Origin of the sequence: Pseudomonas fluorescens, from assembly GCF_018614655.1 — a bacterium.
Lineage (GTDB): Bacteria > Pseudomonadota > Gammaproteobacteria > Pseudomonadales > Pseudomonadaceae > Aquipseudomonas > Aquipseudomonas fluorescens_BX.
Genome location: NZ_JAGGOG010000005.1, coordinates 174,312 through 200,923, shown reverse-complemented (window position 1 = coordinate 200,923; position 26,612 = coordinate 174,312). Strand labels below are relative to the sequence as shown.

Annotated in this window: 28 protein-coding genes; 10 read left to right on the top strand and 18 right to left on the bottom strand. The window is 59.6% G+C overall.

The window, feature by feature from the left end; all coding sequences use genetic code 11:
• Nucleotides 1-3: 3 nt before the first annotated feature.
• Nucleotides 4-1,101, top strand: coding sequence for an amino acid ABC transporter permease (locus J7E41_RS08680; protein WP_214991745.1), 1,098 nt, complete (start codon nt 4-6; stop codon nt 1,099-1,101).
• A 28-nt stretch (nt 1,102-1,129) separates the two neighbouring features.
• Nucleotides 1,130-1,894, top strand: a complete 765-nt coding sequence (locus J7E41_RS08675) for an amino acid ABC transporter ATP-binding protein (RefSeq protein ID WP_150765918.1) — start codon at nt 1,130-1,132, stop codon at nt 1,892-1,894.
• Between the two features lie 57 nt (nt 1,895-1,951).
• Here J7E41_RS08675 and J7E41_RS08670 read toward each other — a convergent pair whose 3' ends face one another.
• Both J7E41_RS08670 and J7E41_RS08665 read right to left on the bottom strand, forming a co-directional pair.
• The gene (locus J7E41_RS08670; RefSeq protein WP_214991743.1) at nt 1,952-2,437 is read right to left on the bottom strand and encodes a type II toxin-antitoxin system MqsA family antitoxin; all 486 of its coding nucleotides are present in this window, start codon (nt 2,435-2,437) and stop codon (nt 1,952-1,954) included.
• A complete protein-coding gene (locus J7E41_RS08665) occupies nt 2,434-2,745 on the bottom strand; it encodes a type II toxin-antitoxin system MqsR family toxin (protein ID WP_214991741.1) in 312 nt (103 codons plus the stop codon). Before J7E41_RS08665 ends, J7E41_RS08670 begins: the two co-directional genes overlap by 4 nt.
• Before the next feature lie 158 nt (nt 2,746-2,903).
• Here J7E41_RS08665 and J7E41_RS08660 point away from each other — a divergent pair, with 158 nt between their 5' ends.
• Together J7E41_RS08660 and J7E41_RS08655 are read left to right on the top strand one after the other, a co-directional pair.
• Nucleotides 2,904-3,563 carry a FadR/GntR family transcriptional regulator gene (locus J7E41_RS08660; protein WP_214991739.1) on the top strand — a complete coding sequence of 220 codons (660 nt, stop codon included), beginning with the start codon at nt 2,904-2,906 and terminating at the stop codon, nt 3,561-3,563.
• Nucleotides 3,553-4,848 carry a CynX/NimT family MFS transporter gene (locus tag J7E41_RS08655; protein WP_214991737.1) on the top strand — a complete coding sequence of 432 codons (1,296 nt, stop codon included), beginning with the start codon at nt 3,553-3,555 and terminating at the stop codon, nt 4,846-4,848. The genes J7E41_RS08660 and J7E41_RS08655 overlap by 11 nt, the downstream gene beginning before the upstream one ends.
• Here the strand turns inward: J7E41_RS08655 and J7E41_RS08650 are convergent.
• From J7E41_RS08650 to J7E41_RS08610, 9 genes are all read right to left on the bottom strand, one after another.
• Nucleotides 4,845-5,492 carry a DUF1120 domain-containing protein gene (locus J7E41_RS08650; RefSeq protein WP_214991735.1) on the bottom strand — a complete coding sequence of 216 codons (648 nt, stop codon included), beginning with the start codon at nt 5,490-5,492 and terminating at the stop codon, nt 4,845-4,847. The two genes, J7E41_RS08655 and J7E41_RS08650, sit on opposite strands and share 4 nt — an antisense overlap.
• An 11-nt stretch (nt 5,493-5,503) precedes the next feature.
• Nucleotides 5,504-6,646 (bottom strand): DUF1120 domain-containing protein, encoded by a 1,143-nt coding sequence (locus J7E41_RS08645; protein ID WP_214991733.1) that lies wholly within the window; start codon nt 6,644-6,646, stop codon nt 5,504-5,506.
• An 11-nt stretch (nt 6,647-6,657) separates the two neighbouring features.
• The gene (locus tag J7E41_RS08640; RefSeq protein ID WP_251029411.1) at nt 6,658-9,084 is read right to left on the bottom strand and encodes a fimbria/pilus outer membrane usher protein; all 2,427 of its coding nucleotides are present in this window, start codon (nt 9,082-9,084) and stop codon (nt 6,658-6,660) included.
• A 138-nt stretch (nt 9,085-9,222) separates the two neighbouring features.
• The gene (locus J7E41_RS08635; RefSeq protein WP_214991730.1) at nt 9,223-9,927 is read right to left on the bottom strand and encodes a fimbria/pilus chaperone family protein; all 705 of its coding nucleotides are present in this window, start codon (nt 9,925-9,927) and stop codon (nt 9,223-9,225) included.
• A 32-nt stretch (nt 9,928-9,959) separates the two neighbouring features.
• Entirely contained in the window at nt 9,960-10,586 is a 627-nt protein-coding gene (locus J7E41_RS08630; RefSeq protein ID WP_214991727.1) for a DUF1120 domain-containing protein, read from the bottom strand.
• Nucleotides 10,587-10,674: 88 nt separating this feature from the next.
• A complete protein-coding gene (locus J7E41_RS08625; protein WP_214991725.1) occupies nt 10,675-11,295 on the bottom strand; it encodes a DUF1120 domain-containing protein in 621 nt (206 codons plus the stop codon).
• 38 nt (nt 11,296-11,333) lie between these two features.
• Complete coding sequence (locus J7E41_RS08620) at nt 11,334-11,948, bottom strand: DUF1120 domain-containing protein (RefSeq protein ID WP_214991724.1); 615 nt, start codon at nt 11,946-11,948, stop codon at nt 11,334-11,336.
• 48 nt (nt 11,949-11,996) lie between these two features.
• Nucleotides 11,997-12,608: a DUF1120 domain-containing protein gene (locus tag J7E41_RS08615; RefSeq protein WP_214991722.1), complete on the bottom strand. Its 612-nt coding sequence runs from the start codon at nt 12,606-12,608 to the stop codon at nt 11,997-11,999.
• Between the two features lie 45 nt (nt 12,609-12,653).
• Nucleotides 12,654-13,277, bottom strand: a complete 624-nt coding sequence (locus J7E41_RS08610; protein WP_214991720.1) for a DUF1120 domain-containing protein — start codon at nt 13,275-13,277, stop codon at nt 12,654-12,656.
• Between the two features lie 439 nt (nt 13,278-13,716).
• Here J7E41_RS08610 and J7E41_RS08605 point away from each other — a divergent pair, with 439 nt between their 5' ends.
• The 5 genes from J7E41_RS08605 to J7E41_RS08585 all read left to right on the top strand — a co-directional run bounded on the left by J7E41_RS08605 (nt 13,717) and on the right by J7E41_RS08585 (nt 17,315).
• Nucleotides 13,717-14,538, top strand: coding sequence for a response regulator (locus J7E41_RS08605; protein ID WP_214991717.1), 822 nt, complete (start codon nt 13,717-13,719; stop codon nt 14,536-14,538).
• A 211-nt stretch (nt 14,539-14,749) separates the two neighbouring features.
• Entirely contained in the window at nt 14,750-15,385 is a 636-nt protein-coding gene (locus tag J7E41_RS08600; protein WP_169356226.1) for a response regulator transcription factor, read from the top strand.
• Between the two features lie 98 nt (nt 15,386-15,483).
• Complete coding sequence (locus J7E41_RS08595) at nt 15,484-15,954, top strand: nuclear transport factor 2 family protein (RefSeq protein ID WP_214991715.1); 471 nt, start codon at nt 15,484-15,486, stop codon at nt 15,952-15,954.
• 37 nt (nt 15,955-15,991) lie between these two features.
• Nucleotides 15,992-16,294: a GIY-YIG nuclease family protein gene (locus tag J7E41_RS08590; protein ID WP_214991714.1), complete on the top strand. Its 303-nt coding sequence runs from the start codon at nt 15,992-15,994 to the stop codon at nt 16,292-16,294.
• A gap of 85 nt (nt 16,295-16,379) precedes the next feature.
• A complete protein-coding gene (locus J7E41_RS08585; RefSeq protein WP_214991712.1) occupies nt 16,380-17,315 on the top strand; it encodes a glutathione S-transferase family protein in 936 nt (311 codons plus the stop codon).
• Between the two features lie 172 nt (nt 17,316-17,487).
• On the opposite strand, the gene J7E41_RS08580 is transcribed toward J7E41_RS08585, so the two are convergent.
• Together J7E41_RS08580 and yejK are read right to left on the bottom strand one after the other, a co-directional pair.
• Nucleotides 17,488-17,838, bottom strand: a complete 351-nt coding sequence (locus J7E41_RS08580) for a glutaredoxin family protein (RefSeq protein ID WP_214991710.1) — start codon at nt 17,836-17,838, stop codon at nt 17,488-17,490.
• Complete coding sequence (gene yejK, locus J7E41_RS08575; protein WP_214991708.1) at nt 17,838-18,842, bottom strand: nucleoid-associated protein YejK; 1,005 nt, start codon at nt 18,840-18,842, stop codon at nt 17,838-17,840. The genes J7E41_RS08580 and yejK overlap by 1 nt, the downstream gene beginning before the upstream one ends.
• A gap of 398 nt (nt 18,843-19,240) precedes the next feature.
• Here yejK and J7E41_RS08570 point away from each other — a divergent pair, with 398 nt between their 5' ends.
• Nucleotides 19,241-19,522 carry an HU family DNA-binding protein gene (locus J7E41_RS08570; RefSeq protein WP_214991706.1) on the top strand — a complete coding sequence of 94 codons (282 nt, stop codon included), beginning with the start codon at nt 19,241-19,243 and terminating at the stop codon, nt 19,520-19,522.
• Nucleotides 19,523-19,606: 84 nt separating this feature from the next.
• Here the strand turns inward: J7E41_RS08570 and rlmF are convergent, their stop codons facing one another.
• The 5 genes from rlmF to J7E41_RS08545 all read right to left on the bottom strand — a co-directional run bounded on the left by rlmF (nt 19,607) and on the right by J7E41_RS08545 (nt 26,453).
• The gene (gene rlmF / locus J7E41_RS08565; protein ID WP_214991704.1) at nt 19,607-20,629 is read right to left on the bottom strand and encodes a 23S rRNA (adenine(1618)-N(6))-methyltransferase RlmF; all 1,023 of its coding nucleotides are present in this window, start codon (nt 20,627-20,629) and stop codon (nt 19,607-19,609) included.
• Nucleotides 20,630-20,853: 224 nt separating this feature from the next.
• On the bottom strand, nt 20,854-23,700 hold the full coding sequence (locus J7E41_RS08560) for a valine--tRNA ligase (RefSeq protein ID WP_214991702.1): 2,847 nt from the start codon (nt 23,698-23,700) through the stop codon (nt 20,854-20,856).
• Nucleotides 23,701-23,913: 213 nt separating this feature from the next.
• Nucleotides 23,914-24,336 (bottom strand): DNA polymerase III subunit chi, encoded by a 423-nt coding sequence (locus tag J7E41_RS08555; RefSeq protein ID WP_214991700.1) that lies wholly within the window; start codon nt 24,334-24,336, stop codon nt 23,914-23,916.
• Between the two features lie 7 nt (nt 24,337-24,343).
• Nucleotides 24,344-24,772, bottom strand: a complete 429-nt coding sequence (locus J7E41_RS08550) for a DNA polymerase III subunit chi (protein WP_214991698.1) — start codon at nt 24,770-24,772, stop codon at nt 24,344-24,346.
• 190 nt (nt 24,773-24,962) lie between these two features.
• Complete coding sequence (locus J7E41_RS08545) at nt 24,963-26,453, bottom strand: leucyl aminopeptidase (protein WP_214991696.1); 1,491 nt, start codon at nt 26,451-26,453, stop codon at nt 24,963-24,965.
• Nucleotides 26,454-26,612 lie beyond the last annotated feature (159 nt).

The following is a 26,612-nucleotide window of genomic DNA, read 5'->3' as shown; positions in this document are numbered from 1 at the left end:
AGCATGACTACGCATACTTTCAAACCTGACATGCCGCCACCGGGCAAAGTCTTCGGGCCGGTGGCATGGATGCGCGCCAACATGTTTTCCAGTTGGCTCAATACCCTGCTGACGTTCCTGGCGTTCTACCTGATCTACCTGATCGTGCCGCCGATCCTGCACTGGGCAATCCTTGACGCCAACTGGGTCGGCACCACCAAGGCCGATTGCACGAAAGAGGGCGCCTGCTGGGTGTTTATCCAACAGCGCTTCGGGCAGTTCATGTATGGCTACTACCCCGGCGACCAGCGCTGGCGCGTAGACATGACCGTGTGGCTGGCCATCGTCGGTGTAGCGCCGTTGTTCATCTCGCGTTTTCAACGCAAGGCGGTCTATGGACTGAGCTTTTTGGTGCTGTACCCGATCATTGCCTACTTCCTGCTGCACGGTGGGATCTTCGGCCTGACCAACGTGGCGACCAGTCAGTGGGGCGGCCTGATGCTGACCCTGGTGATTGCCACCGTCGGTATCGCCGGCGCCTTGCCGCTGGGGATCGTGCTGGCCTTGGGACGTCGTTCGAACATGCCGGCAATTCGAGTGGTCTGCGTGACCTTTATCGAGTTCTGGCGCGGCGTGCCGTTGATCACCGTGCTGTTCATGTCTTCGGTGATGCTGCCGCTGTTCCTGCCCGAAGGCATGAACTTCGACAAGCTGCTGCGGGCCTTGATCGGCGTGATCCTGTTCCAGTCGGCCTACGTGGCCGAAGTGGTACGCGGTGGTTTGCAGGCGATTCCCAAGGGGCAGTACGAAGCGGCCGCAGCGATGGGCCTGGGTTATTGGCGCAGCATGGGCCTGGTGGTGTTGCCTCAGGCGCTGAAGATGGTGATTCCGGGCATCGTCAACACGTTTATTGCGCTGTTCAAGGACACCAGCCTGGTGATCATCATTGGCCTGTTCGACCTGCTCAACAGCGTCAAACAAGCCGCCGCCGACCCGAAATGGCTGGGTATGGCCACCGAAGGCTACGTGTTCGCCGCCCTGGTGTTCTGGATTTTCTGTTTTGGTATGTCGCGCTATTCCATGCATCTGGAACGCAAGCTCGACACAGGTCACAAGCGCTAAGTCCGTACCCAATTTAGGAAGTTTTTTGATGAGCGAAGCAATCAAACAGCCTGTGAGCCCTGAAGGCATTATTCAGATGCAGGGCGTCAACAAGTGGTACGGCCAGTTCCACGTGTTGAAAGACATCAACCTCAACGTCAAGCAGGGCGAGCGAATCGTGCTGTGCGGCCCGTCGGGTTCCGGCAAGTCCACTACTATCCGCTGCCTCAACCGTCTGGAAGAGCACCAGCAGGGTCGCATTGTGGTTGATGGCGTGGAACTGACCAATGACCTCAAGCAGATCGAAAGCGTGCGCCGTGAAGTCGGTATGGTGTTCCAGCACTTTAACCTGTTCCCGCACCTGACCATCCTGCAAAACTGCACGCTGGCACCGATGTGGGTACGCAAGATGCCCAAGCGCAAGGCCGAAGAAATCGCCATGCACTACCTGGAGCGCGTGCGCATTCCGGAGCAGGCCCACAAGTTTCCGGGGCAACTCTCCGGCGGCCAGCAACAGCGTGTGGCGATTGCCCGGGCGCTGTGCATGAAACCGAAAATCATGCTGTTCGATGAGCCGACTTCGGCCCTCGATCCGGAAATGGTGAAAGAGGTACTGGACACCATGATTGGCCTGGCTGAAGACGGCATGACCATGCTCTGCGTGACCCACGAAATGGGCTTTGCCCGGACCGTGGCCAATCGTGTGATCTTTATGGACAAGGGCGAGATTGTGGAGCAGGCGGCGCCGAATGACTTCTTCGACAATCCGCAGAATGATCGGACCAAGTTGTTCTTGAGTCAGATTTTGCATTGATTTGTGGTTGAAGCTTAAAAATAAACCCGGCACAAGGCCGGGTTTATTTTTTGTGGCCTAGGAAACCGTAAGGGTTTCAGATTGCTTGTGCTTTGTGTATTTGAACGCTCCCCTCAGATCGGCACCTTCACCCAAGACTTTTACATCGGCGAGCAAGTGCGGGTATCGATCCAGCAGGCGCATTAGCAGCATCAACGCTTTGGGTGGAAGTAGTTCACCGCGCTCGTACCGTGAAAACGCGTTGTGCCCGCCGCCTGACAGCAGTTGCACTGTTTCTTTTTGCGTAAGATGCAGTTTGCGGCGGATGCGCTTCATCTCGGTACCGATCATTTGCCGGGCGGCGACGACCAGTTCATCGCTTGCAGTTCCGTAACGCTCTGCGCTATCGGGGTCCCACTCGATTTCTCCGCACTTCTGGCATTCCCAGCCAGAAAGTTCGTCTACTCGACGCTCCATACCTTTGACACTGATAGTTTCTCCCCGCCCCTGAAAATGCATCATTCCCTCACGTGCGCCGCAACTGAAACATTGCTGGGTTTTCATGAGCTTTTCTCCTTGAAGGAGATTACCGGTGGGCCGCCAGCAGGGCGGTATGTCACCTTGATGTAAATCTCCAGACCGTGTGAATTGATGTGGTACACGTCTTGCCAGACTCGATAATCGTCATAGGTGGTCATTGATTTGTACAACATCTTGTTTTGCAGTTCGAAAACGATCTCTTGCATATCGTTGATTTTAAATCCGAGATCCGAGCCGGTTTCTTCTGCGGTCTTGGTAAATGCTCTCTTCCCAAGCCGCCTGACATCCGCCTTTATCACCGCCAAATCGTAATGAGGTGTGTACTTTTCCATAAGACACCTAGGGCCGAAATTACCCTCTAAGGGTAATTTTAACAATCGAAAATCCCGCTCCTTTTGTTGCTTAAAAACCCTAGTGCGTTGCTCTTGTAGGCAAGTCTGACTAACATGTAGGAAAATTCATCCTATGATTGGACGAAAGTGCGAATCACATGACAGTCATCGCCCCACTGATCAAACGCTCCCTCGTCGACCAGGCGCTGGAGCAATTGCGTCATCGCATCACCGAGGGTAAGTGGGCTATCGGCGAACGCCTGCCCACCGAACCCGAGCTGTCTGCCGAGCTGGGTATCAGCCGCAATACCGTGCGTGAGGCCATGCGGGTGTTGGCGTTTTCCGGATTGATCGAAATCCGTCAGGGCGACGGTAGTTACCTGCGCTCGATGACCGACCCGCTGGGGGCGATGCGGGCCTTGTCTCACTGCACCCTGGCCCAGGCCCAGGAGACGCGGCAGATTCTTGAAACCGAGGCCATTGGCTTGGCCGCGTTGCGCCGTACCGATGAAGATTTGCAGGCGTTGCGCGAGGCGTTAAAGACCAGCGGCGAGCACTATCACGGCGATCTGGAGCACTACATCAGCTGTGACCTGATGTTCCACAAACGCTTGGTGGACGCGGCCCACAATCCGGCCTTGAGTGAGCTGTACCAGTATTTCTCCAGCATTGTCGGCGCGCAGTTGCGCCAGACGCTGAACATCAAGCCTCGCCGTCAGGCCGTTTTCGACCTGCACGCTGAACTGCTCGATGCTGTGGAACAACAGGACCCTGAGCGCGCCAAATCCCTTTCCCGGCAGTTGATCAATGAACCTTGAACCCGAGAACACCATGCTCCGTAAAGAACAGCCCCGTTCAGAGAGTGCCCTTGAAGAACTGCTGATCGACGCCGAAGCCGATGACGACGAAGTCCAGCACAGCCAGCCGGTGGTGAATCGCCCGTGGCTGTTGCTGCTGGGTCTGATTCTGGTAGCCCTGAATTTGCGCCCGGCGCTGTCGAGCATGGCGCCGCTGCTCAGCGAAGTATCCAGCAGTCTCGGCCTCTCGGCGGCCAAAGCCGGCTTGCTGACCACCTTGCCGGTGCTGTGCCTGGGTCTGTTTGCGCCGATGGCACCGATCCTGGCCCGGCGCTTCGGTGCCGAGCGGGTAGTGCTGGGGATTTTACTGACGTTGGCTGCCGGCATCATTCTGCGCAGCTCGTTCGGGGAAACCGGACTGTTCGCCGGTAGCCTGCTGGCCGGCGCCAGCATCGGCATCATCGGTGTGTTATTGCCGGGTATCGTCAAGCGCGACTTCGCCAAGCAGGCCGGCACCATGACCGGCGTCTACACCATGGCCCTATGCCTGGGGGCGGCGCTGGCGGCCGGCTCGACGGTACCGTTGAGTCACTACTTTGACGACAGCTGGAATATCGGCCTGGGCTTCTGGGTTCTGCCTGCGCTGGTGGCAGCGTTGTTCTGGTTGCCTCAAGTCGGCCAGAAACACGGCGCTCATCAGGTGGCCTATCGTGTACGCGGTTTGCTGCGTGATCCGCTGGCCTGGCAGGTGACCTTGTACATGGGCCTGCAATCGTCCCTGGCTTACATCGTGTTTGGTTGGTTGCCGTCGATCCTGATCGGCCGTGGCCTGACGGCCACCCAGGCAGGGCTGGTGCTTTCCGGATCGGTGATCGTGCAACTGGTCAGTTCTCTGGCAGCGCCATGGTTGGCCACGCGCGGCAAGGATCAGCGCCTGGCCATCGTGGTAGTGATGTTGCTGACCCTCGGCGGGTTGTTCGGTTGCCTCTACGCACCGCTGGAAGGGTTGTGGGGCTGGGCGATTCTGCTGGGCTTGGGGCAGGGCGGTACGTTCAGCCTGGCGCTGACCTTGATCGTGTTGCGCTCGCGTGATTCCCATGTCGCCGCCAACCTGTCGAGCATGGCTCAGGGCATTGGCTACACGCTGGCCTCCCTCGGCCCGTTCATGGTCGGCCTGGTGCATGACTGGACCGGCGGGTGGACGGCCATCGGCTGGATTTTCGCGGTAATCGGCCTAGGCGCGATCGTCGCCGGGCTGGGCGCGGGCCGTGCTCTTTATGTGCAGGTCACCAGCGAGAAACTCTAGAGGTAAACCACTTCCATCGTCGCCGAGCCATCGAGCAGGGTGTCGGTGCTCAGGTCGAGGTTCTGTTTGGCGTTGATCACGGTTTCGACCTTGACCGTACTGATCAGCTCCCGGATCGCAGACGGCCCGGCAGTGCTGCCTTCGGCGTCGGTAAAGCCCAGGTAACTGTTGGCACCGATGTCGATGGGGTTGAGGTTGGCGGTACGCCAGGCCAGGCCGCCGGTGGTGGATTCGGTGCCGTAGATCAACGCGGTGCTGTCGACCACGGTTTGCCTGGGATCAAACGTCATGGAGTAAAGGCCGATGCGGTTGCCGCTGTTGTCGAGCCCCAGCCCGTAGTAGATCTCGCTGTTAACCATGGCCGAGCCGTCGCGATTGTCGCGCATGCGCAGGGCGAAGCGGCTGGGAGCATTGCAAGCAACGCTGACTTGCAGGTGTTTGACCGGCAATCGCGTGCCCTTGTCCTGGTTCAGGTCCTGTTGGGAAATCTTGCCGTAATCGATCAGCCCACCGCTGGACAGCAGGGGCGTGCAGGCGGTGGGTGTGATCAGGCCCTTGACGCTCAGGTCGACGGTGGACGCGGCGTGGGCATGTTGGGCGCCGGCCAGTAACAGAATGCTCAGGATGATGCACGGAGTGTTCATGGTGTGGAGTCCTACAGGTAAATGATTTCGATGGTGCCAGCGCCGTTGATTTCCACGACGCTGCGCAGGTCCAGGGACTGGGTGGGGGCGAGGTAGGCCTTGATGCGCACGGTGCCGCTCAGGTTCTGGATCGCCATCGGCCCGTGGGTGTTGCCGGCACTCTCGGTAAAGCCCATGAGGCTGTTGTTGGCGATGGGGATTTGCCGGGCGCTGGAGCTGCTCCAGGCCACGCCGTGACTGGTGGAGTCGGTGCGAAAAAGCGTGCCGAAGCTGTCGGCGGTGAAGTCCGCCGGGTCGATGTTCAGGTAGTAACGGCCGATCTTGTTCCGGCCGTTGTCCAGGTCCAGACCGTAGGCGGTTTCATCGGTACCGCCGGTGGCCGAGCCGTTGCGGTTGTCGTGCATGAGCAAGGCGAAGCGCGTGGGGCCATCGCAACTGACGGAGAACTGCAGGGTTCGGGTGGGTAGCGGGGTTTCGTCGACGGCACTCAGGTCCTTGGCTGACAAGGTGCCGTAATCCACCAAGCCGCCGTTAGACAGTTGCGGTGTACAGGCTGCAGGTACGAAGTGGGCGCGCAGGGTCAGTTCCCGGTAACGACCGCTTTGGCGCCCATAGAGTGTCCCGGACACTTCCCAGGTAGTTGCATCCTGAACCTGGGTGGCGGCTATATCGGCCCAGGCGCTGAGGGTCAGTTGCAGTGAAAGGCTTTTACCCATAAGCACTGAGCCGCCCTGCACCGGCGCGATGCCATGGCCGGCGCGCCAGTTCAGCACGGCGCCGCTGGTGGACGGCGGTTGGCCGAGCGCTGGCACCAATCCCAATTCCACGGCCTGACCATCGAGCACACCGTCGCTGACCTGGATTGCGTAGCTGCCGTGCTCGGTGAATTTCAGCCGCTGTGGGCTCGCTGCCAAGGCCTGGTAGAACAGGCTCATGTCGGCCGTCTGCGGGCAAATGAAGTTCAGGCTCAGGCGCCGCTCACCCAGTAGTCGCTCGGGTGCGCTGTCGCTCTGTGCAATACGGCTCATTTGTCCTAAGTCCAGCAGCGATTCGCTCAGGCTCAGTTGGCACTCGTCCTCTGCGTAGCTGTTGCCAACGAACCCGATTGTCAGCAACACCACAGTCAGGCGTTGCAGAGCAGGCATCAATAACATGGCAGTCTTCCTCATGATGGGGTGCACTGGACGGGGGCGGTTTCGAAGTACACCTCTGGGTCGCCCTTTGCCGGCAACTCGTAGTGCAGGGTGCAACGCTCCATTCCGGGCCCGCTGACCCACAATTTCGGTTGTTCCAGAACGTTGGGCAAAAACACTTGGCCGCCGTCCTGGACCAGCGTCACGAACTCGCCGCTGTCGGTGCTGATGGAGGCGCCACGGGGCAGTGGCATGCCGTCTTCAGTGCGTACCGTGAGCAAAACTCGACGGGTCAATGTCAGGCCGAAATCGACACGCTCCACCGCGCCGCGCCCGACCGAAATCATTGCCAGGCCATTGTTGATATCGGCATTGCGTGGCAGCGAGCGGGTCTGGACTTCCACCGGGCTGCGGCCATAGGCGGATACCTGGGGCACCACCGCCTGGCCTTGCCAGTCGGTCCAGACAGGGCCGCTGGGGGTGCTGAGCTTGATGCCGCTCATGTCGCTGACCGAAACCAGCGCGAACGTATCGCGCACCGGATACGGTGACAGCGTGACACCGCCACCGTGCACCACCACGCCACCCCGGGCGCCACCTTGATAGCTCGAGCGTTCGGCGTCGGAGCGGCTGTAGCTGAAGTCGAGCTGGCTGTAGAGCGGCAGTGTCGAGAGGCCCAAGGTGGTTTCCACCTGGTGGTCGCGGCTGTCGTGTTCGGCGCTGACCTGATAACTGAACTGATCGTTGATTTGCTCATTCAGCCCCACGCCAGTGCGGTTGTCTCCACCGGAGTTGCGCAGCCAACTGCGGGCTCGGCGACTTTCACCCAGGGGCACGCTGACATTCAGGTAGACCGCGTTGTCCTGCTCCTGGCGCCCACCCATTTGCCACTCGGCACTGGCAGACAGTGACACGCCGCGAATACTCGTGCCCCACGACGCCAGGGCGTGGCTATTGCTGTTGCCATCAAAGGTGCCGGAGCGGGAGACCCCGGCGCTGAACGCCCCGAGCCATGAGTGAGACCAACCCAGGGTAACGCTTTGCTGATCGCGGTAGCGGGAGCTGCGTTGCTGGGTGCTTTCGGGTTCGTAGGTCGCCTCTTCCAGCTCGCGATAGCCGGGGGTGCGCCATGAGTTGGCGGCGCTGAACGACCACTGGTCATTCAGGCGTTGGGACCATGAAATGTCGGTCTGCAACCCTCGGACCTTATTGGGTGCGCTTGCATCGGACATCTGGCTGGACAGTTGAATCTGGCCGTCCAGCCACGGCAGCCAGCCCAGGCTCAAGCCTGCGGAGCGGTACTCGTCGGAGGCCAGCACGCCGCTGCCCACCGTCAGTTGCGGATGCACGGCACCGGTCCAGCCGGCACTGACGACCCAAGGATCTTCACCCTTGGCATCACCGATGTTGCGCACCCGGCCTGCCGCCACCGAATACCCCGGCGCTGGCAAGCCGAGGCCGAGCATCGCCGCTGGCACGGTGAAGCGCCGTTCACCACCGACGCTTTCCTTGATCGTGACCTCGACATCCGAACGGGTATTCAGACGGCGGACATCCGTCAGGGAAAACGGCCCGGTGGGCACTACGGTGGAATGAATCAACGCTCCGTTTTGGCGAACCTCGACCTGCGCCGGGCTGTTGGCGATCCCGTCGATGGTCGCGCCCTGGCCCTGCTCTTGAAGGGCCTGTTCGGTGAGCACCTGGACGCCGTTGATCTGCGCGCCGGACAACACTGGGTTGTAGAGGTTGATCTGGCCGGCCTGCAGCACCGCCTGATGTTGGGCGAAGGTGCGCTGGGCATACGCTTCCAGGTGAGTGCTGCGCGACAGGCCGTCTTGCCAGGTCTGCACCTGACGGCTACGCACAATCCAGTCGCCGGCGTTGAACCCCACCTCGGTGTTGGCCGAGCCAAAGCGGCTGGTGTCATCGCCAAAACGGTTATGCACGCCTGTCAGGTCGTAATTGAGCAGCCCGGCGAAGCCGCCGGTCTGGTACCCGGAAATATCCTGCGGTATCGGTCGCAGGGCTTCGGTGGGCACCACCAACGATACCGTGAGGGTGGCCGGGTCTGGCTGCACTTGGCTTCGCGGGTATTGCGCGAGAAAATCATGGCAGGCTGCGTTGTCACCAGGATCCAGTAGATTGGCGGCGTCCAGCAGCGCCTGGTCGAAGCACAGGGTGCCTTGCTGATCGAAACTGACCTCAAGGCGCCCGCGCCGTTGGCCATTGACCACTAGGCTGATCGCATGACGGCCAGCGGCAAAACGTGGCGCCGACAGCAGCAGGCTGGCCAGTTGCGGGTCGATACCGCGTTGGGACAGGGTCCGCGCGTCAAAGCTGGCAGGTGATGATGCATCGCCTCGGGTCTCGACAGGCAGCAGGACGCTGGTCAGCAACCACACGGGCCAGGCGCGACGAAGAGGATTGGCGGGCACGGCTTCGCCGTCACGGTAACTCAGTACTGTTTTCACGAAAGGCACTCGAATGATGGCGCCCGTCGCCGAGTCACTTCGGCGGTACGGGGCGACCTGGTGACGGTCATTGAGCCGTCACTTCGTTATTCAGGCGCCGTCCTGTCCTGTGGCGCCTGTGGGTCGTCAGCGGGTGATCGGTGCTTCATAGGCCGCCACGGCAAAGCCGTACACGGTGGCCGGCTGTATCCGCACCGTCTCGGCTGCGCCACCGGTGGCGGGCACGCTCAAGGTTTCTCCCGGCAGCACATAGGTGCGCGGCAACATAGCCCGGCCATCACCTGGCAACAGAAGCAGCTCCTGGGCCAGGCGCACCACATATGGCGTGTCATTGCGCACCCGTAACGTGCCGTTTTCCTGCGACCAGGTCAGGCCGGTCCAGGGCGTGGGGTTACGCGCCAGTCCCTTGGGATGAATGATCAGCGGCAGGTTCTGGCGAACCGTCACGCCCACCCGGGCATGCCCGGCTTCGGTGGCGGGCCGGTTTTGCGGCATACCTTCGAAGATCACCCGTTTGAGCCGTTGGGTCATGAGGGGCTGACTGGTTTGCAGGATGAAGCGCACCAGTTGCGACTTCGACGCTTCCACCCGTGACAGCGGTGGCGTGACCACCAGCAATGCTTCGTTGTCCTCGGGAATGTTTTCCAGGGTGACGTGCAGCAGCGCCAGTTGGCTGTCGGTGTTGGTCACTGAAATCGCGGCTTCACCCTCGGCTTCGTGAACGATCACCACGGAGGTGTCCGGCACCATGCCGTCCGCATGTGCCTGGGTGCCGAGCAACAGGGCCAGGGCACCAAAGCAGGCGGTGATTTTCAACAATATCCTCGTCATGACGGGGGGTTCCATTGGGCAAGATGAAAGGGTCAGAGGTAGCGCAAATCCAGGACGATGGAGCCATCGAGCGGTACCTCCTGGTCGAGGGTCAGGTACCGGGAGAAATTGATCGAGGTGTCGATCCGTAGCCGGGTGGTCAACTGGCGTATGAAGTCGGGCTGACGGTCACCGGGCGAGGCGAAGCCGATATAGGATTTGGGGTACGCATTGGGCTCTGGCGTCCAGGTTTCACCGTTGTTGCTGGAGGCCAGAACCAGCATGGGCTGGGCGTCGCCCACTGGGTCGCGATAGGACAGCGCCACTGAGCCCAGGCGCTCGTCGTGGGCATGAATGTTTCTGCCCAAACCGTAGAAAAACCCTGGGGCCAGTGACGACTCCGAGCGATTGTCGATACCCACCAGTGCAAACAGCATGGGGCGGGTGCATTGCACAGTCAGTTCCAACATTCGGCTGGGCAGCACGGTGAACTCGTTGGGGCTGAGGGTGTGAGCGGGGATTTTTCCGTGGTCGACGGTGCCCTCGTCAGACAGCGAGACATGGCAGGCATCCGGCGTCAGTCGGCCGGTCACCGTGACATCGACAAACGACGTAGCGAAAACCGGCTGGGTGGACGCCAGCAAGAGCAGTACCGCCAAAAAGCGAGGGAGCGTGTTCATCGTTGAGGTCACTGGCAAAGGGGACTACGGCCGTTACGCAACAAGGCCCATGCTGGAAAACAGCTGTCTGGCATGGGCTTGCGGGGTGTCACAGGTACTTCACTTCCAGGGTGGCCGAGCCGTCGAGGGTGACCTCGTTGCTCAGGTCCAGGCTGTCGGTGGCGGAGATAAACGTGTCCACCACCAGCTCCGCTGCCAGTTCCTTCATTGGCACCGGCTGAGTGTCGTCACTCATGCTGGCCATCGACATGAACAGGCCCGAATCCCAGGTGCTTTCGCCATACCAGGTATTGCCACCGTCCTGGGAGGCGATTGGTTGGACCTGCGCGGTGTCGGCGACTGCGTTGCGCAACATGAGGGTGAACCAGCCCAGTTTCTGGTCGCTGTTGATCAGGCCCAGGCCATAACCGGTGGGTAAGAGGGATGAGCCGGAGCGGTTATCGATGGAGTGCAGCGCAACCGAAATGGCGCTGTCGCAGACCATCACCAGGGTCATGACGTGGGTGCCAATCAGCGTTGGTTTGTCGGTTTGCAGGTCCTTGGCGGAGATCTTGCCGTGATCAATCACTCCGCCGCGACTCAGCTCCGGGGTACAGGCGCTCGGTACGATAAGGCCCTTGACGGTCAGATCGACGGTGGAGGCGGCGAAGGTGCTGGCAGAGCCAACGAGCAGCAAGCCGGCAGAGAGGGCGGTGAGCGTGGTTTTCATAAGGGCGAGTTCCTTTCGGTTGAGTCTGTTGGCATCCGTTACAGGTATTTGACCTGCACGGTGGCGTGGCCATCGACGGGGACTTCGTCGGTCAGAGTCAGGCCGCTGGCCGGGGCGATGTGGGTGCGCAGCCTAATCTCGGCATCGAAAGAGCTAACCGCAATGGGAACCAGCCCATCAGTCATCGCCACGGCGGTCAGCATCGAGTGACTGAGCATGCTGTCGACCTTCCAGGTCGCACCGCCGTCGGTGGAGGTAATGGTGTGTACGGGAACCCCGTCTGCCATTGGCGTGTAAAGATGGAACGCGCTGCCGCCAAGTTTTTCACCCTCGGACGTCATCCCCAGGCCATGCCAGTTAGCGTGATTGGCGGAGGTGCCGGAGCGATTGTCGATGGTGTTCAGGGTAAAAAACGTCGGGCCTTCACACCTCACGCTCAACTGTATGGTTTGCCCAGGCAGCGTGGTCGGTTGATCGGCACTCAGCTCTTTGGCCGACATTTTCCCAAAGTCGACAATCCCTCCGCTTGAGATCAGCGGCTCGCAGGCGTTGGGAATAATCAAGCCCTTGACGGCCAAGTCGGTGGAGCTGGCTGCAAAGGCCGAGGGTGCGAACAGCAGTGTCAGCATCAGTCGGGAGGCAAAAGCGTTCATAGGTAAAAGGCCCTTTGTCTGGAGAATTCAACAGAACGTCGATTGGGTTTACAGGTACTTAAGTTCCAGGGTTGTCGAGCCGTCTATTGCCACTTCATCGGTCAGGGTCAAGGTATTGGCCGCAGAGATGGCGGCATACACGGTGATGTCCAGCGAGGCGTTTTGGAGGGGATGCGGTAAGTAGCCGACATCCGTCTGGAACTCACCGAGGGCGACCAATGAGTTCGGTATTACGGCTTCATCGTCGTCAATCCACATCCATCTTCCCTCTCGAAAATTCAACATTTTCGAGGGGATATCGGCGACCGGGCTGTGGAACGTCAGGTCGTAACTGCCCAGCCTCTCCGAGCCGTTGATCAGACCCAGGCCGTAGCTGTAGTAGCCGCCTGACTCGGGTCGGTTGTCGACGGGGTTAATCGCAAACAGGGTCTGGGCTTCACAGCTGATGGTCAGTGAAATCGTTTTCAGCTCGAGTGGGGTTCGTTTGTCCAGATTCAGGTCTTTGGCCGAGATTTTTCCGTAGTCGACAACGCCAGGTAGGTCGAGGGTACAGGCGCTGGGCGTGATCAAACCCTTGACGGTCAGGTCGACGGAGCTGGCGGCAAAGGCGGGTGAGGTGAACAGCAGGGTCGCGAGCAGGCGCAAGGTAAACGTGTTCATATGCAAAAAACTCTTAATCAGGAAGGGGCATCGAAGCACTAGGGGTTACAGGTACTTGAGTTCCAGGGTTGCCGAACCGTCCAATGCCACTTCATTGGTCAGAGTCAGGGTATTGGCCGGGGCGATGGCGGTATTGAGCACGATTTCCACGGCCGCACTTTGAAGGGGGTGGGGCAAGTAACCGACATCGTTCTGGAAGCTTCCGAAGGCAATTAACTGGTTAGGTATTGCGGCATCGTCGTCGCCGAGCCAGCTCCATTTTCCGGCGCTAAACGTCAACATTTCTGATGGAATATCGGTGACTGGGTTGCGGAACATCAAGAAATAACGACCCAGTTTTTCCGTGCTGTTGATCAGCCCCAGGCCATAGGTGGAATTAATGGTGGACGCCGAGCCGGCTCGGTTATCGATGGGGTTGATTGCAAATAGAGTACTGGCCTCGCAGCTTATGGTCAGTTGGACCGTTTTTTCTTCAAGCGTTGTGTGTTTGTCCAGGTTCAGGTCTTTGGCCGAGATTTTTCCAAAATCGACAACACCGGGCAGGGTTGGGGTGCAGGCGCTGGGAGTAATCAGGCCCTTGACGGTCAGGTCGACGGAGCTGGCGGCGAAAGCAGGTGAAGCGGTAGCGAGCAACAGGGCGGTGCTCAACAAGGCTAGGGACTTGTTCATTTCTAGTTGTTCCAGTGTGAAGTCGGCTGATAAGACACGCCGCGGCAACCCCGACAAGTGCAAGGAATGGGTTGCCGCGTAGCGAGTCATTTTTTCTTCTGGGATGCCGCACGCGGCGAGTCCGGACCCTCTAGCGGGGTGTGTGCAATTTAGCGGGCAGTTGGGACAGGGGAAATACAACTAATACGACAATGACGGGATAACGCGAAGTCAATATATGGGGTGTCGGAATAAGTTGTTGGGTGACGCAGGAAAGCTAGTTTTTTCGTAGTTTTTGTATCGTCAAATGGGTATTCAAAGGGTATTTTTTTATCGGCGATAGCGGTCATATAAATGTCATGGTTTTGCTGCACCGTGCATCTTTTGGCTGCTGCGTCAGTCCCACCGGTTTATCGTGAACCCTGGGTGCTGCAGGTCTGCCAGCAATCACGAGGTGATCATGGGGGGCCGCTTACTTTCCAGCCCAGGGCCTTCCCGGGAGCTGAAAGCCTCCACCGACCCGCCATCGCATTGGCAGCACCTGAACGTACTGGTGGCGGAAGATCATCCAACGTATCGCGCCCTGATGGGCTGGCTCCTGCAAAAGCTCGGGCTGCGCCACGAACTGTTCAGTGATGGCCGCCGTGCCTTGGCGGCTATCTGCGCCCAGCCATTCGACCTGATCATCACCGATTGTCAGATGCCACGCATGGACGGTTACCGTATGACGCGGGCGATACGCCTGCTTGAGCAGATCAAGCAGCGCCAGCGTGTTCCAATCATTGCCTTGACCGCCAACCTGGTGCATGACGACCCTCAGCGGTGCCACGATGCCGGTATGGACGCCTGGCTGCTCAAGCCCCTGACGTTGGAGCAACTGTGTGAGGTCTTGATGCATTGGCTGCCTGGACCTCCTGTTGTTGTGCCGCCGGCGTCAAAACAACCATTGGTAGTGAGCGCCTGGCCCACTCGTGACAGCTTGATCGAGACATTCGGCAGCACCCAGGTAGTGAGCCAGATGCTTGGCAGCCTGCTCACCGAAGCGTGGGAAGACAATGCGCTTCTGGATCACGCCCGTAATACCCTCGATACGTCGCTGATGGCTGAACGGCTTCATCGGCTGGTGGGAAGCCTGGCGTTTCTTGGCGCGACGGAGCTGGAGTCCAGAGGTTCACAACTGATCGAACAACTTCATTCCCATGGTGTGCTGCTGAATCGGTCGCAGCTGGACGCGTTTCAAAGTGACCTTCACCGTTACCTTGTTTACTTGAATAGCCTGTGACTTGTCGGCGGTTTTCTGGTTGCTTGTAGGGCGTTACGCTGAAGTGTTGAAGGCGTTAGATGTAAGTGTTTTCTTTTTATTTTGTAGGGCTGTTATTGATGGCTACAAAACATTGGTTGAGGACGCAAAACCAGCGTTTGCCGGCGGTTGTTGGGGGTCGCGTGCGGGGTTATTTTGCGCGGATTCAAGTTGCCATCATCCGTGAGTTCCTATGCTTCGAGTAATTATTGCCGACGATCACCCCATTGTCCGCATCGGGCAAAGAGTCGTGATTGAGGCGAACGGCAAGTGCAAAGTGGTCGGTGAGGCCGATGGGCCCGATCAATTGCTCAAGTTGTTGAGTACGACGCCCTGCGATTTGCTGGTTAGCGATTTCGCCATGCCGGGTGACCAGCAGGCTGATGGTTATGGGCTGCTGAGCCTGTTGCGCCGTCAGTATCCGAGGTTGCCAGTGATTCTGGTGACGATGTTTGCCAACGTTGCCACCCTGCGTGCGTCGTTTGCTCATGGCGCCAAGGCCATCGTTGCCAAAAGTGCATCGGCCAAGGAGCTGCCCTCGGCGATCAAGGCTGTCAGCGAAGGCCGGACATTTGCCAGCGAGTGCCTGCGGGTGCAACTGGCGCAGGCCGGTACCGGTGACCAGTCCCAACAGCCGCAATTGTCCGGCAAGGAGCGGGAAGTGGTGCGGATGCTGGCCAGTGGCATGACCGTCAGCCAGATCGCCGCGCGGGTCAATCGCAGCATTTCCACCATCAGTAAACAGAAAAGTACGGCCATGCATCGACTCTGTATTTCCACCGATGTGGATTTGTTCGCCTATGCTCGCAGTTGCGGCATGGTGCCTTAAAGGGCGTAGCCGTGGCATTCCTGTCATAAATACCGATAGTGTTCCAGGCGCTTGCGCACTATCGTAAGCGGCTCCTGACCCTTTTTCGGATGCTGCCCATGAGCGACGCCCATAACGCCTTGATCATCGAGTTCTACAGCGCGTTCCAGCGCTTGGACGCTGAGGCGATGAGCGCCTGCTACACCGATGACGTGGTGTTCAGTGACCCGGCGTTCGGCGAGTTGCGTGGGCGTGATGCCGGCGACATGTGGCGCATGCTGACCACTCGGGCCAAGGATTTTTCTCTGACCTTCGACCAAGTGAACAGTGACGAGATCACTGGCAGTGCCCATTGGGTGGCAACCTACCTGTTCAGCCAGACCGGCAACACGGTGGTCAACGATATTCAGGCGCGCTTCGTGTTTCGCGACGGCAAGATCTGCGAGCACCATGATGACTTCGACCTGTGGCGCTGGTCGCGCCAGGCGCTCGGTACGAAAGGCCTGTTGCTGGGCTGGACGCCGTTGGTACGCAATGCGGTGCGTACCCAGGCGTTGAAAGGGTTGAAGGCGTTCCAGGCCAGTCGTTGATAAGATTAGGGCTCTTTATCGTTGGCCAGATCAATCTGTGAATAGTCCGTCGAGCTGTGCTGAAGCCGCAGAGCCCAAACCTTGGTTTGTCTATCTTGTCCGTGCGGCCAATGGGTCGTTGTATTGCGGGATCAGCAATGACCCTGTGCGTCGTTTTGCCTCCCACCAGAGCGGCAAGGGCGCGCGTTTTTTCCTCTCAAGCCCGGCCGTGGCGCTGGTCTACACCGAAGCCTGTTCAAGCAAAAGCGAAGCCCTGCGCCAGGAGCGGCTGATCAAGAAGCTGAAAAAGAGCGCCAAGGAGTGCCTGGCCGCCAGTCAAGCCGGGGGCTTATCAGCCTGACTGATAAGTTCCTATCAGGCCGATGGGTAGGCCGGGTGGTTTTTGCGCGCTAAGCTGGGTCTTCACTCGTTTAGCGGATTCCAGCATGTCAGAGTTGATCCTCCACCATTACCCGGCGTCCCCATTCGCAGAAAAAACTCGGCTTTTGCTCGGCTTCAAAGGCCTGTCCTGGTACTCGGTGCATATCTCGCCGGTGATGCCCAAGCCCGGCCTCACGGCCCTGACTGGCGGCTACCGCAAGACGCCGGTGTTGCAGGTCGGTGCTGATGTCTACTGTGACACCGCATTGATTGCCCGGCGCCTGGAGCAGGAGAAATCCTCGCCCGCGTTGTTTCCCGAGGGGCAAGAACTGATCACCCAGGCATTTGCCGCCTGGGCCGATTCGGTAGTGTTCGCACATGCCGTCAGCCTCGTGTTCCAGCCCGAGTCAGTAGCGGTACGCTTTGCCAAACTACCGCCTGAAGCGCTCAAGGCGTTTATCGCCGACCGTGCCGCCTTGTTCACCGGCGGCTCGGCTACGCGTATACCGGCCGAGCAGGCGCGCCATCAGTGGCCAGCTATCATGGGGTGTCTGGAGCAACAGTTGCAGCGCGAGCAGGGAGACTTCCTGTTTGGCGAGCCGTCGATCGCCGACTTTGCCATGGCTCACCCGTTGTGGTTTCTCAAGGCGACGCCGGTGACTGCGCCGCTGGTCGATCTTTATCCCGCTGTTTCAGCCTGGCATGCGCGCGTCATGGGTTTTGGTCATGGTTCAGCGACTGAAATGAGCGCCGAGCAAGCCTTGGAGGTGGCGCGAAATTCCACGCCAGTCGCCTTGCCGAATGAGCTGTTTGACGAACCGAATGGCTTCAAGGCTGGCCAGCAGGTGAGCATCTCGGCGACGGATTATGGCGTCGATCCGGTGGCGGGTGAGTTGCTGTTTGCCGGTCGGGAAGAACTGATCCTGCGTCGTACCGATGAACAGGGCGGCACGGTGCATGTGCACTTTCCGCGGTTGGGGTTTCGCATTCAGTTGCAGTAGGTTGGGTTAGTCAGGCGTGCGCTTTTGTGGCGAGGGGGCTTGCCCCCGTTGGGCTGCGAAGCCGCCCCTATAAACGCCTCCGCGTACTTTCAGAAAAAACGCCATGGCCTGTTTTGGGGCTGCTGCGCAGCCCAACGGGGGCAAGCCCCCTCGCCACAGGTGATTGCCTCTGTTACTTGAGCGCCGCCATGATCGCATCCGGGTTGTAGTCGCGAATCAGCGTACCGTTCACCTCCACAAATGGAATCCCACCGCCGCCCAGGGCTTCATAAGCCTTACGCCCCTCGGCATCCTTCTCGATGTCGACCGTCTTGTAGGGAATGCCTTTCTGATCAAGAAAACGCTGGGTCTGCTGGCAGTAACCACACCAGTCAGTGCTGTACAGCGTCACTCGGGCATTGGCCCGTATCTGTTCGGGCGCCACTTGTGACGGGTTGAACACCCGCTCGATCTTGCCCCAGTTCTGGAAAACCACCACCACCAGCAACACCAGCAGGACCTTCTTCAGAACCCCGCCCAGCATCAGTTGCGGCGCTTGAGCTGGTCAGTCAACTGAGTCGGTAGCCCCTTGATGATCAGCGTGCCGGCAGCTTCGTCGTACTCGATCTTGTCGCCCAGCAGGTGCGCTTCGAAGCTGATGGACAGGCCTTCAGCGCGCCCGGTGAAGCGGCGGAACTGGTTGAGGGTGCGTTTGTCCGCCGGAATCTCCGGCGACAGGCCGTAATCCTTATTGCGGATGTGATCGTAGAAGGCTTTTGGCCGCTCTTCGTCGATCAGCCCCGAGAGCTCTTCCAGGCCCATCGGCTCGCCGAGCTTGGCCTGGCTGCTGGCGTAATCCACCAGGGTCTTGGTTTTCTCGCGGGCGGACTCGTCCGGCAAGTCTTCGCTTTCAACGAAATCACTGAAGGCCTTGAGCAGGGTGCGGGTTTCGCCCGGACCGTCGACGCCTTCCTGGCAGCCGATAAAGTCGCGGAAGTATTCCGAGACCTTCTTGCCATTCTTGCCCTTGATAAAGGAGATGTACTGCTTGGATTGTTTGTTGTTCTGCCACTCGGAGACGTTGATGCGCGCCGCCAGGTGCAACTGGCCAAGGTCCAGGTGGCGTGAAGGCGTTACATCCAACTGGTCGGTCACCGCCACGCCTTCGCTGTGGTGCAGCAGGGCGATGGCCAGGTAGTCGGTCATGCCTTGTTGATAGTGGGCAAACAGCACGTGGCCGCCCGTGGAGAGGTTGGACTCCTCCATCAGCTTTTGCAGATGCTCCACCGCTACCCGGCTGAACGCGGTGAAATCCATGCTGCCTTCAAAATACTCCTTCAACCAGCCGCTGAACGGATGCGCCCCGGACTCGGCATGGAAAAACCCCCAGGCCTTGCCTTGTTTGGCGTTATAGCTCTCGTTGAGGTCGGCAAGCATGTTCTCGATGGCCGCTGACTCGGCAAGTTCGGAGTCGCGGGCGTGGAGAACTGCGGGTGTGCCGTCGGGTTTTTTGTCGATCAGGTGGACGATGCAATGACGGATCGGCATGGGCTTCTCGGCTGGCTGAATGGGAGGAGGGCGGCCTCCCGGAAAAAGTCGCCAGTGTACCGCACCCGCTGGTCGCAGGGGGTGTGAAGGGTGTTTTGCGCGTGGTCCGACGGTCCATATGCCTTTTTTTCACGGTTTAGAGCGATAAAGCTGACCAAATAGGCATGTTGAGGCGGATATTTCCCCGTCTCTGTGCTAGTTTTGCCCCGTCTTACGCGAAGTCTCAGCGTTAAGCGTGCATTCAGCATCTGTCAGGTCGAACCAAACCCCGTTTCAGGTATCTATAACCCCGATCTGTCGTGGTTTAGAGCCGTGGGTGCCAGGCCTTGATGGTCGGGCTCGATGGCTGACACTGCACTCTGCAATCCAAATGAATTTGATAGGGAAGGAACACCACAATGGCTATTACTAAAGACCAACTGATCGCTGATCTGGCTGAAGCTGTAGACGCACCGAAAACCACCGTGCGTGCTCTGCTGGACCAACTGGGCCAGATCGTTGCTGATCAGCTGGAAAATGGCGGCGAAATCACTCTGCCAGGCGTTGGCAAACTGAAAGTGACCGAGCGTCCTGCCCGTACTGGCCGTAACCCTTCGACTGGCGCTGCCATCGAAATCGCTGCCAAGAAAGTTATCAAGCTGGTTGTGGCCAAAGGCCTGACCGACGCGGTTAACAAGTAAGACGCAGCAAAAAAAACCGTGCTCCGGAGCGATCCGGGCACGGTTTTTTGTTGCCTGCCGTTTGTGTTTTTAATGTAGCGGCGATCAGTCCTTACGGACCCAGCGTTGGCGCCAGGTTTGCTGTTCGCTCTTGGTCTGGAAGGTCCAGGCGACGAAACGGCTCTGTTTCTGGCCCTGAGACATCTCCACTACCTGGCTTTCCAGTGCGCCGGCCTTTTTCAGGGCGGTCTGGATGGCTGGCAGGTTCGATGCTTTTGACACCAGGGTGCTGAACCACAGCACTTTGTGCTGGAAGTGCGCACTCTCGGCAATAAGCTGCGTCACAAATCGCGCTTCACCACCTTCGCACCACAATTCAGCCGACTGGCCGCCGAAGTTCAGCACCGGCAGCTTGCGTTTCGGGTCGGCCCGGCCCAGTGCACGCCACTTGCGCTCACTGCCTTTGGTCGCTTCATCCATGGAGGCGTGGAAGGGCGGGTTGCACATGGTCAGGTCAAAACGCTCCCCCGGCTCCAGCAGACCCAGCAGGATATGCTTGGGATTGCTTTGCTGGCGCAGTTGAATGGCCTTGTTCAGCCCGTTGGACTGCACGATGGCCTTGGCGGCGGCCACGGCCGTCGGATCGACTTCCGAACCGAGGAAGTGCCAGCGGTATTCGCTGTAGCCGATCAACGGGTAGACGCAGTTGGCGCCCATGCCGATGTCCAGCACCTTGACCGGTGCGCCACGGGGAATCACGCCCTCGTTGACGCTGGCCAGCAGGTCCGCGAGGAAGTGCACATAGTCGGCACGCCCTGGAACGGGAGGGCACAGGTAATCAGCCGGGATATCCCAGTGCTGGATGCCGTAGAAGGTTTTGAGCAACGCCCGGTTGAACACCCGCACCGCATCAGGGCTGGCGAAGTCGATGCTTTCCTTGCCGTAAGGGTTAAGGATCACGAATTTTGCCAGTTCCGGCGTGGTTTTGATCAGCGCCGGGAAGTCGTAACGACCCTGATGGCGGTTACGCGGGTGCAGAGTGGCCTCTTTGCGCGCAACGACGGGTTTGGCCGGCGTTGCAGGTTTAGGCTTCTTGCGCGGTGGTTTGGGTGTGCTGGGAGCGGTCATGGGCTGCGTCGATTCTGGGGTTGTTTCAAAAGTGGCGGGTATTGTCACACATTCCTGAGTCGGTCTCGGTCAAATGTGGGAACGGGCTTGCTCGCGAATACGTAGTGTCAGTCACCAAATGTTTGGCTGACCCACCGCTTTCGCGAGCAAGCCCGCTCCCACATTGATCGGGTTTAAAGCCAAAAAAAGAGGCCCGAAGGCCTCTTTCTTACACAGCGGCCACCTTACAGGCTGGAAATCCGTGCATGTTGCTCCGCCAGTTTACCCAAGGCCTGTTCAGCCTCGGCCAGTTTGGCGCGTTCCTTGTCGATGACTTCAGCCGGGGCCTTGTCGACGAACGCCGCGTTGGACAGCTTGCCGCCCACCCGTTGCACTTCGCCTTGTAGACGCAGGATTTCCTTGTCCAGGCGCGCCAGTTCGGCGCCTTTGTCGATCAGGCCGGCCATTGGCACCAGCACTTCCATCTCGCCAACCAGTGCAGTGGCGGACAGTGGTGCTTCTGCGTCAGTGGCCAACACGGTGATCGATTCCAGCTTCGCCAGTTTCTTGAGTAGCGCATCGTTCTCGGTGAGACGACGCTGATCTTCGGCGCTGGCGTTCTTCACAAACACAGCCAGTGGCTTGCCCGGGCCGATGTTCATTTCGGCGCGGATGTTACGCGTGCCAAGCATCAGGGTCTTGAGCCACTCGATATCGCTTTCGGCTGCCTCGTCGATGCGTGCTTCGTTGGCCACTGGCCAAGGTTGCAGCATGATGGTCTTGCCTTCGATACCGGCCAACGGCGCCAGGCGCTGCCAGATTTCTTCGGTGATGAACGGCATGAACGGATGCGCCAGGCGCAAGGCCACTTCCAGTACGCGCACCAGGGTGCGGCGGGTGCCGCGCTGGCGTTCGATGGGTGCGTTTTCGTCCCACAGCACCGGCTTGGACAGTTCCAGGTACCAGTCGCAATACTGGTTCCAGATGAACTCGTACAGTGCTTGTGCGGCCAGGTCGAAACGGAACTGGTCCAGCTGGCGGGTCACTTCGGCTTCGGTGCGTTGCAACTGGGAGATGATCCAGCGATCGGCCAGGGACAGCTCATAGGCTTCGCCGTTCTGACCGCAGTCTTCGCCTTTATCCAGTACGTAGCGCGCCGCGTTCCAGATCTTGTTGCAGAAGTTGCGATAGCCTTCGACGCGGCCCATGTCGAACTTGATGTCGCGACCGGTGGACGCCAGCGAGCAGAAAGTGAAGCGCAGGGCGTCGGTGCCATAGCTGGCGATGCCGTCGGCAAATTCGTCGCGGGTCTGCTTTTCGATCTTTTTCGCCAGTTTTGGCTGCATCAGGCCCGAGGTGCGTTTCTGCACCAGGGTTTCCAGGTCGATGCCGTCGATGATGTCCAGCGGATCAAGGACGTTGCCCTTGGACTTGGACATCTTCTGGCCTTGGCCATCACGCACCAGGCCGTGTACGTACACGGTCTTGAACGGTACTTGTGGCGTGCCGTCTTCGTTCTTCACCAAGTGCATGGTGAGCATGATCATCCGGGCAACCCAGAAGAAAATGATGTCAAAACCGGTGACCAGCACGTCGGTGGAGTGGAATTTCTTCAGGAACTCGGTCTGTTGCGGCCAACCCAGGGTGGAGAAGGTCCACAGGCCCGAGCTGAACCAGGTGTCCAGTACGTCGTTGTCCTGTTGCAGCGCAACGTCCGGGCCGAGGTTGTGCTTGGCACGCACTTCGGCTTCGTCGCGGCCTACATAGACCTTGCCCGACTCGTCGTACCAGGCCGGAATCCGGTGGCCCCACCACAGCTGACGGCTGATGCACCAATCCTGGATGTCACGCATCCACGAGAAGTACATGTTTTCGTACTGCTTGGGCACGAACTGAATACGGCCATCTTCCACGGCAGCAATCGCAGGCTCTGCCAACGGCTTGGTAGACACGTACCACTGGTCGGTCAGCCACGGCTCGATGATGGTGCCGGAACGGTCGCCTTTCGGCACTTTCAGACCGTGGTCGTCAACGCTCACCAGCAGGCCGGCGGCGTCGAAGGCGGCAACGATCTGCTTGCGCGCGTCAAAACGGTCGAGGCCGGCGTATTCGGCCGGGATCTTGCCGTCGATGCTTTCGTTCAGCGTGCCGTCGAGGTTGAACACCTGGCAGGCCGGCAGAACAGCGGCGTTCTTGTCGAAGATGTTCAGCAGCGGCAGGTTGTGGCGCTTGCCGACTTCATAGTCGTTGAAATCGTGGGCCGGGGTGATTTTCACGCAGCCGGTGCCGAATTCAGGGTCGCAGTAATCATCGGCGATGATCGGGATGCGACGGCCAACCAACGGTAACTCGACGAACTTGCCGATCAGGGCCTGATAGCGTTCGTCGTTCGGGTTAACCGCTACGGCGGCGTCGCCGAGCATGGTTTCCGGGCGGGTGGTGGCGACGATCAGGTAATCGTTGCCTTCGGCGGTCTTGGCGCCGTCAGCCAGCGGGTACTTGAGGTTCCACAGGAAGCCTTTCTCGTCGTGGTTTTCCACTTCAAGGTCGGAAATCGCCGTGTGCAGCTTGGTGTCCCAGTTGACCAGGCGCTTGCCGCGGTAGATCAGGCCGTCTTCGTGCAGGCGCACGAAGGCTTCTTTCACGGATTCGGACAGGCCGTCGTCCATGGTGAAGCGCTCGCGGCTCCAGTCTACGGACGAACCCAGGCGACGAATCTGACGGCTGATGTTGCCGCCGGACTGATCCTTCCATTCCCAGATCTTCTCCAGGAATTTCTCGCGACCCAGATCGTGACGGTTCTGGCCGGTGGCTTCCAACTGGCGCTCCACCAGCATCTGCGTGGCGATACCCGCGTGGTCGGTGCCTGGCTGCCACAGGGTGTTGCGACCCTGCATGCGGCGGAAACGAATCAGGGCATCCATGATCGCATTGTTGAAGCCATGGCCCATGTGCAGGCTGCCAGTGACGTTCGGTGGCGGAATCATGATGGTGTAGGAATCGCCCGCGCCTTGCGGAGCGAAATAATTCTCGGACTCCCAGGTCTGGTACCAGGAAGTTTCAATAGCGTGCGGCTGGTAGGTCTTATCCATGCGCGGCGGGACCCTAGTTGGCATTAATTCAGGAAAGCCGACAAGTATAACGGGGGATAGGGGAGAGGGCGAGTTGAAGACGGGCTTAAGGTTGGCGCAGAGTACCTGTGGGAGCGGGCTTGCTCGCGAAAACGGTGTGTCAGTCAATATATGTGCTGACGGGTACACCGTTTTCGCGAGCAAGCCCGCTCCCACAGGGGATATAGGTCAGCCTCAGTTCTGGTACTGACTGAGCAGCCGCTCCATGCGCGCATCCAGCCGACGCTTGATCTCGGTTTCGATGTGCGGGGCAAAATCGTCGATCACGTCTTGCATGATCAATTGCGCAGCGGCGCGCAGTTCGTTGTCCAGGTGCAGCAGCAGGGCGTCCGGGGCTTTTGCGGTCTCGGGTTCGGCGGTCGGGGTTTGTGCTGGAGCGGCGGCCGGGATCGGATCTGCTGCTACAACGGGCGATTCGACCAGGGCAGGCGCAGGTTTTCCGCCGACCATGTCGAACAGCAGGGGAATTTGTACATCACTGGCCGGTTCGGTCAGCGACGGTGGTTGCAGGTTGTCATCATCACCCAACAACTGGCGGATCGACTCAAGGTCGTCCAGCAGATGGTCAGACGGTTTTAGCGGGTTTGGAGTGTCCATCGTGTGCTCAGAGTCGCTGTAATCGGTGATCTTGCAGAGAATAGCCCTGTTCGCGGTAGAAACGGAAACTCTCCCGCGCGGCCTGACGAATAGCCGGATCTTCCACCACCACTTCCGCCACACGGGCGAACCCCTTGGCGAAGGCCGGTACTTTCAGGTCCAGGTTCACCAGCAGGTCATGGTGATCGCCGCAGCTGTCGCCCAAACCCAGTACAACCAGGCCATCGGGCTCTGCTTCTGCGGGGCCATGAGGCACGAAACTTTCGCCCTTGAAGCGCCACAGGCGGGCATCAAGCTCGTCGCGTTGGGTGGCATCGCTGCAATGCAGGTAGATGCGGTGGCCCATGCGCCAGGCTTTTTCGGTGAGTTTGCAGGCAAAGTCCAGGCGTGCCGAAGGATCGGCGCTGGGCAATATATAGAAGTCGACTTGGGTCATTGTGGTTCCTGATAGCCGCGTCGCAATTGTAAATACCGTCTAATCGCCCATCACGAAAACCCCGTAGCAGCTGTCGAGCGCAAGCGAGGCTGCGTTGCGGTGTGTCAGGTACTCCGCCGACGCAGCCTCGCTTGCGCTCGACAGCTGCTACGACCGGGGCGGCGTAATGGCCGCCTCGGCGTTTTCAGTTTCAGGCCTTGGCGCGATCCAGAAGGTACTGGGTCAGCAGTGGAACCGGGCGCCCAGTGGCGCCTTTGTCCTTGCCGCCGCTGGTCCAGGCCGTGCCGGCGATGTCCAGGTGGGCCCAGTTGAAGTTCTTGGCGAAGCGCGACAGGAAGCAGGCCGCGGTGATGGTGCCGGCTTTCGGGCCACCGATGTTGGCAATGTCGGCGAACGGGCTGTCCAGTTGCTCTTGGTACTCGTCGAACAACGGCAGTTGCCAGGCGCGGTCGTCGGCTTGCTTGCCGGCGCTGAGCAGTTGCTCAATCAACTCCTCGTTGTTACCCAAGAGGCCGGAGGTGTGAGCGCCCAGGGCGACCACGCAGGCACCGGTCAGGGTGGCGATGTCGATCACGGCTTGCGGCTTGAAGCGCTCGGCGTAGGTCAGGGCGTCGCACAGCACCAGGCGGCCTTCGGCGTCGGTGTTGAGGATTTCCACGGTTTGGCCGCTCATCGTGGTGACGATGTCGCCCGGCCGGGAAGCGCCGCCGCTCGGCATGTTCTCGGCGCAGGCCAGGATGCACACCAGGTTGATCGGCAGCTTGAGTTCCAGCACGGCGCGCAGGGTACCGAAGACGCTGGCGGCGCCGCCCATGTCGTACTTCATCTCATCCATGCCCAGGCCAGGCTTGAGGCTGATGCCGCCGGTGTCGAAGGTGATGCCTTTACCCACGAGGGCGAATGGCTTCTCGGACTTCTTGCCGCCGTTGTATTGCATGACGATCAGGCGTGGCGGCTGGTCGCTGCCCTGGCCCACGGCATAGAACGAGCCCATGCCCAGCTCCTTGATTTTCTTTTCATCAAGTACTTCGACTTTCAGGCCCTTGAATTCCTTGCCCAGCGCCTTGGCTCGCTCGCCCAGGTAGGTTGGGTGGCAGATGTTCGGTGGCAGGTTGCCCAAGTCGCGAGTGAAGGCCATGCCGCCGGCAATCGCCTGGGCGTGGGTCACGGCGCGCTCGACTTCAGCCTGGGCAGCCTTGATGGTCAGCAGGGTGACTTTCTTCAGGGCGCGGGGTTCGGCTTTCTGGCTCTTGAACTGGTCGAAGGTGTATTCGCCATCGGCCAGGGTTTCCGCCAGCAGACGGGTCTTGCCGTAGCTGTCGCGGCCCTTGACCACGATTTCGTCCAGGGCCAGAGCTGCATCGCTGCCGCCCAGGCCCTTGAGGGTATTGAGCACGCCGCTGATGATCTTGCGGAACGGTCGGTCGCCCAGTTCGGCTTCCTTGCCCACGCCTACCAGCAATACGCGCTCGGCTTTCAGGTTGGGCAGGCTTTGCAGCAGCAGGCTCTGACCGACTTTGCCGGCCAGGTCACCGCGCTTGAGCACGGCACTGATGGCACCACCGCTCAGTTCGTCCAGCTGTTTAGCGGCTACGCCAAGCTTGCGGCCTTCGCCGACAGCGACCACGAGGGTGGCGGTTTTCAACGTTTCCGGGCTAACGCTTTTTACAACCAGTTCCATTTTCGGGTCCCTTGATGAGGTCTGAGAGCCAGGCGTTTGTACACCCGGCTTTATAAGCTTGGCCACCTGTAGGCGGCCTGCGACAAAGGCCGCAGTTTGAACCTCGCGACGTTCGGCTGACAACCCTTGCAGGCAGCTTTGTGCGCCTGCTTGAGCGTG

What these genes read in the sequence shown, in the direction of transcription:
- J7E41_RS08680 (WP_214991745.1), top strand. Translation starts at nt 4, where the DNA reads ATGACTACGCATACTTTCAAACCTGACATGCCGCCACCGGGCAAAGTC.
- J7E41_RS08675 (WP_150765918.1), top strand. Translation starts at nt 1,130, where the DNA reads ATGAGCGAAGCAATCAAACAGCCTGTGAGCCCTGAAGGCATTATTCAG.
- J7E41_RS08670 (WP_214991743.1), bottom strand. Translation starts at nt 2,437, where the DNA reads ATGAAAACCCAGCAATGTTTCAGTTGCGGCGCACGTGAGGGAATGATG.
- J7E41_RS08665 (WP_214991741.1), bottom strand. Translation starts at nt 2,745, where the DNA reads ATGGAAAAGTACACACCTCATTACGATTTGGCGGTGATAAAGGCGGAT.
- J7E41_RS08660 (WP_214991739.1), top strand. Translation starts at nt 2,904, where the DNA reads ATGACAGTCATCGCCCCACTGATCAAACGCTCCCTCGTCGACCAGGCG.
- J7E41_RS08655 (WP_214991737.1), top strand. Translation starts at nt 3,553, where the DNA reads ATGAACCTTGAACCCGAGAACACCATGCTCCGTAAAGAACAGCCCCGT.
- J7E41_RS08650 (WP_214991735.1), bottom strand. Translation starts at nt 5,492, where the DNA reads ATGAACACTCCGTGCATCATCCTGAGCATTCTGTTACTGGCCGGCGCC.
- J7E41_RS08645 (WP_214991733.1), bottom strand. Translation starts at nt 6,646, where the DNA reads ATGTTATTGATGCCTGCTCTGCAACGCCTGACTGTGGTGTTGCTGACA.
- J7E41_RS08635 (WP_214991730.1), bottom strand. Translation starts at nt 9,927, where the DNA reads ATGACGAGGATATTGTTGAAAATCACCGCCTGCTTTGGTGCCCTGGCC.
- J7E41_RS08630 (WP_214991727.1), bottom strand. Translation starts at nt 10,586, where the DNA reads ATGAACACGCTCCCTCGCTTTTTGGCGGTACTGCTCTTGCTGGCGTCC.
- J7E41_RS08625 (WP_214991725.1), bottom strand. Translation starts at nt 11,295, where the DNA reads ATGAAAACCACGCTCACCGCCCTCTCTGCCGGCTTGCTGCTCGTTGGC.
- J7E41_RS08620 (WP_214991724.1), bottom strand. Translation starts at nt 11,948, where the DNA reads ATGAACGCTTTTGCCTCCCGACTGATGCTGACACTGCTGTTCGCACCC.
- J7E41_RS08615 (WP_214991722.1), bottom strand. Translation starts at nt 12,608, where the DNA reads ATGAACACGTTTACCTTGCGCCTGCTCGCGACCCTGCTGTTCACCTCA.
- J7E41_RS08610 (WP_214991720.1), bottom strand. Translation starts at nt 13,277, where the DNA reads ATGAACAAGTCCCTAGCCTTGTTGAGCACCGCCCTGTTGCTCGCTACC.
- J7E41_RS08605 (WP_214991717.1), top strand. Translation starts at nt 13,717, where the DNA reads ATGGGGGGCCGCTTACTTTCCAGCCCAGGGCCTTCCCGGGAGCTGAAA.
- J7E41_RS08600 (WP_169356226.1), top strand. Translation starts at nt 14,750, where the DNA reads ATGCTTCGAGTAATTATTGCCGACGATCACCCCATTGTCCGCATCGGG.
- J7E41_RS08595 (WP_214991715.1), top strand. Translation starts at nt 15,484, where the DNA reads ATGAGCGACGCCCATAACGCCTTGATCATCGAGTTCTACAGCGCGTTC.
- J7E41_RS08585 (WP_214991712.1), top strand. Translation starts at nt 16,380, where the DNA reads ATGTCAGAGTTGATCCTCCACCATTACCCGGCGTCCCCATTCGCAGAA.
- J7E41_RS08580 (WP_214991710.1), bottom strand. Translation starts at nt 17,838, where the DNA reads ATGCTGGGCGGGGTTCTGAAGAAGGTCCTGCTGGTGTTGCTGGTGGTG.
- yejK (WP_214991708.1), bottom strand. Translation starts at nt 18,842, where the DNA reads ATGCCGATCCGTCATTGCATCGTCCACCTGATCGACAAAAAACCCGAC.
- J7E41_RS08570 (WP_214991706.1), top strand. Translation starts at nt 19,241, where the DNA reads ATGGCTATTACTAAAGACCAACTGATCGCTGATCTGGCTGAAGCTGTA.
- rlmF (WP_214991704.1), bottom strand. Translation starts at nt 20,629, where the DNA reads ATGACCGCTCCCAGCACACCCAAACCACCGCGCAAGAAGCCTAAACCT.
- J7E41_RS08560 (WP_214991702.1), bottom strand. Translation starts at nt 23,700, where the DNA reads ATGGATAAGACCTACCAGCCGCACGCTATTGAAACTTCCTGGTACCAG.
- J7E41_RS08555 (WP_214991700.1), bottom strand. Translation starts at nt 24,336, where the DNA reads ATGGACACTCCAAACCCGCTAAAACCGTCTGACCATCTGCTGGACGAC.
- J7E41_RS08550 (WP_214991698.1), bottom strand. Translation starts at nt 24,772, where the DNA reads ATGACCCAAGTCGACTTCTATATATTGCCCAGCGCCGATCCTTCGGCA.
- J7E41_RS08545 (WP_214991696.1), bottom strand. Translation starts at nt 26,453, where the DNA reads ATGGAACTGGTTGTAAAAAGCGTTAGCCCGGAAACGTTGAAAACCGCC.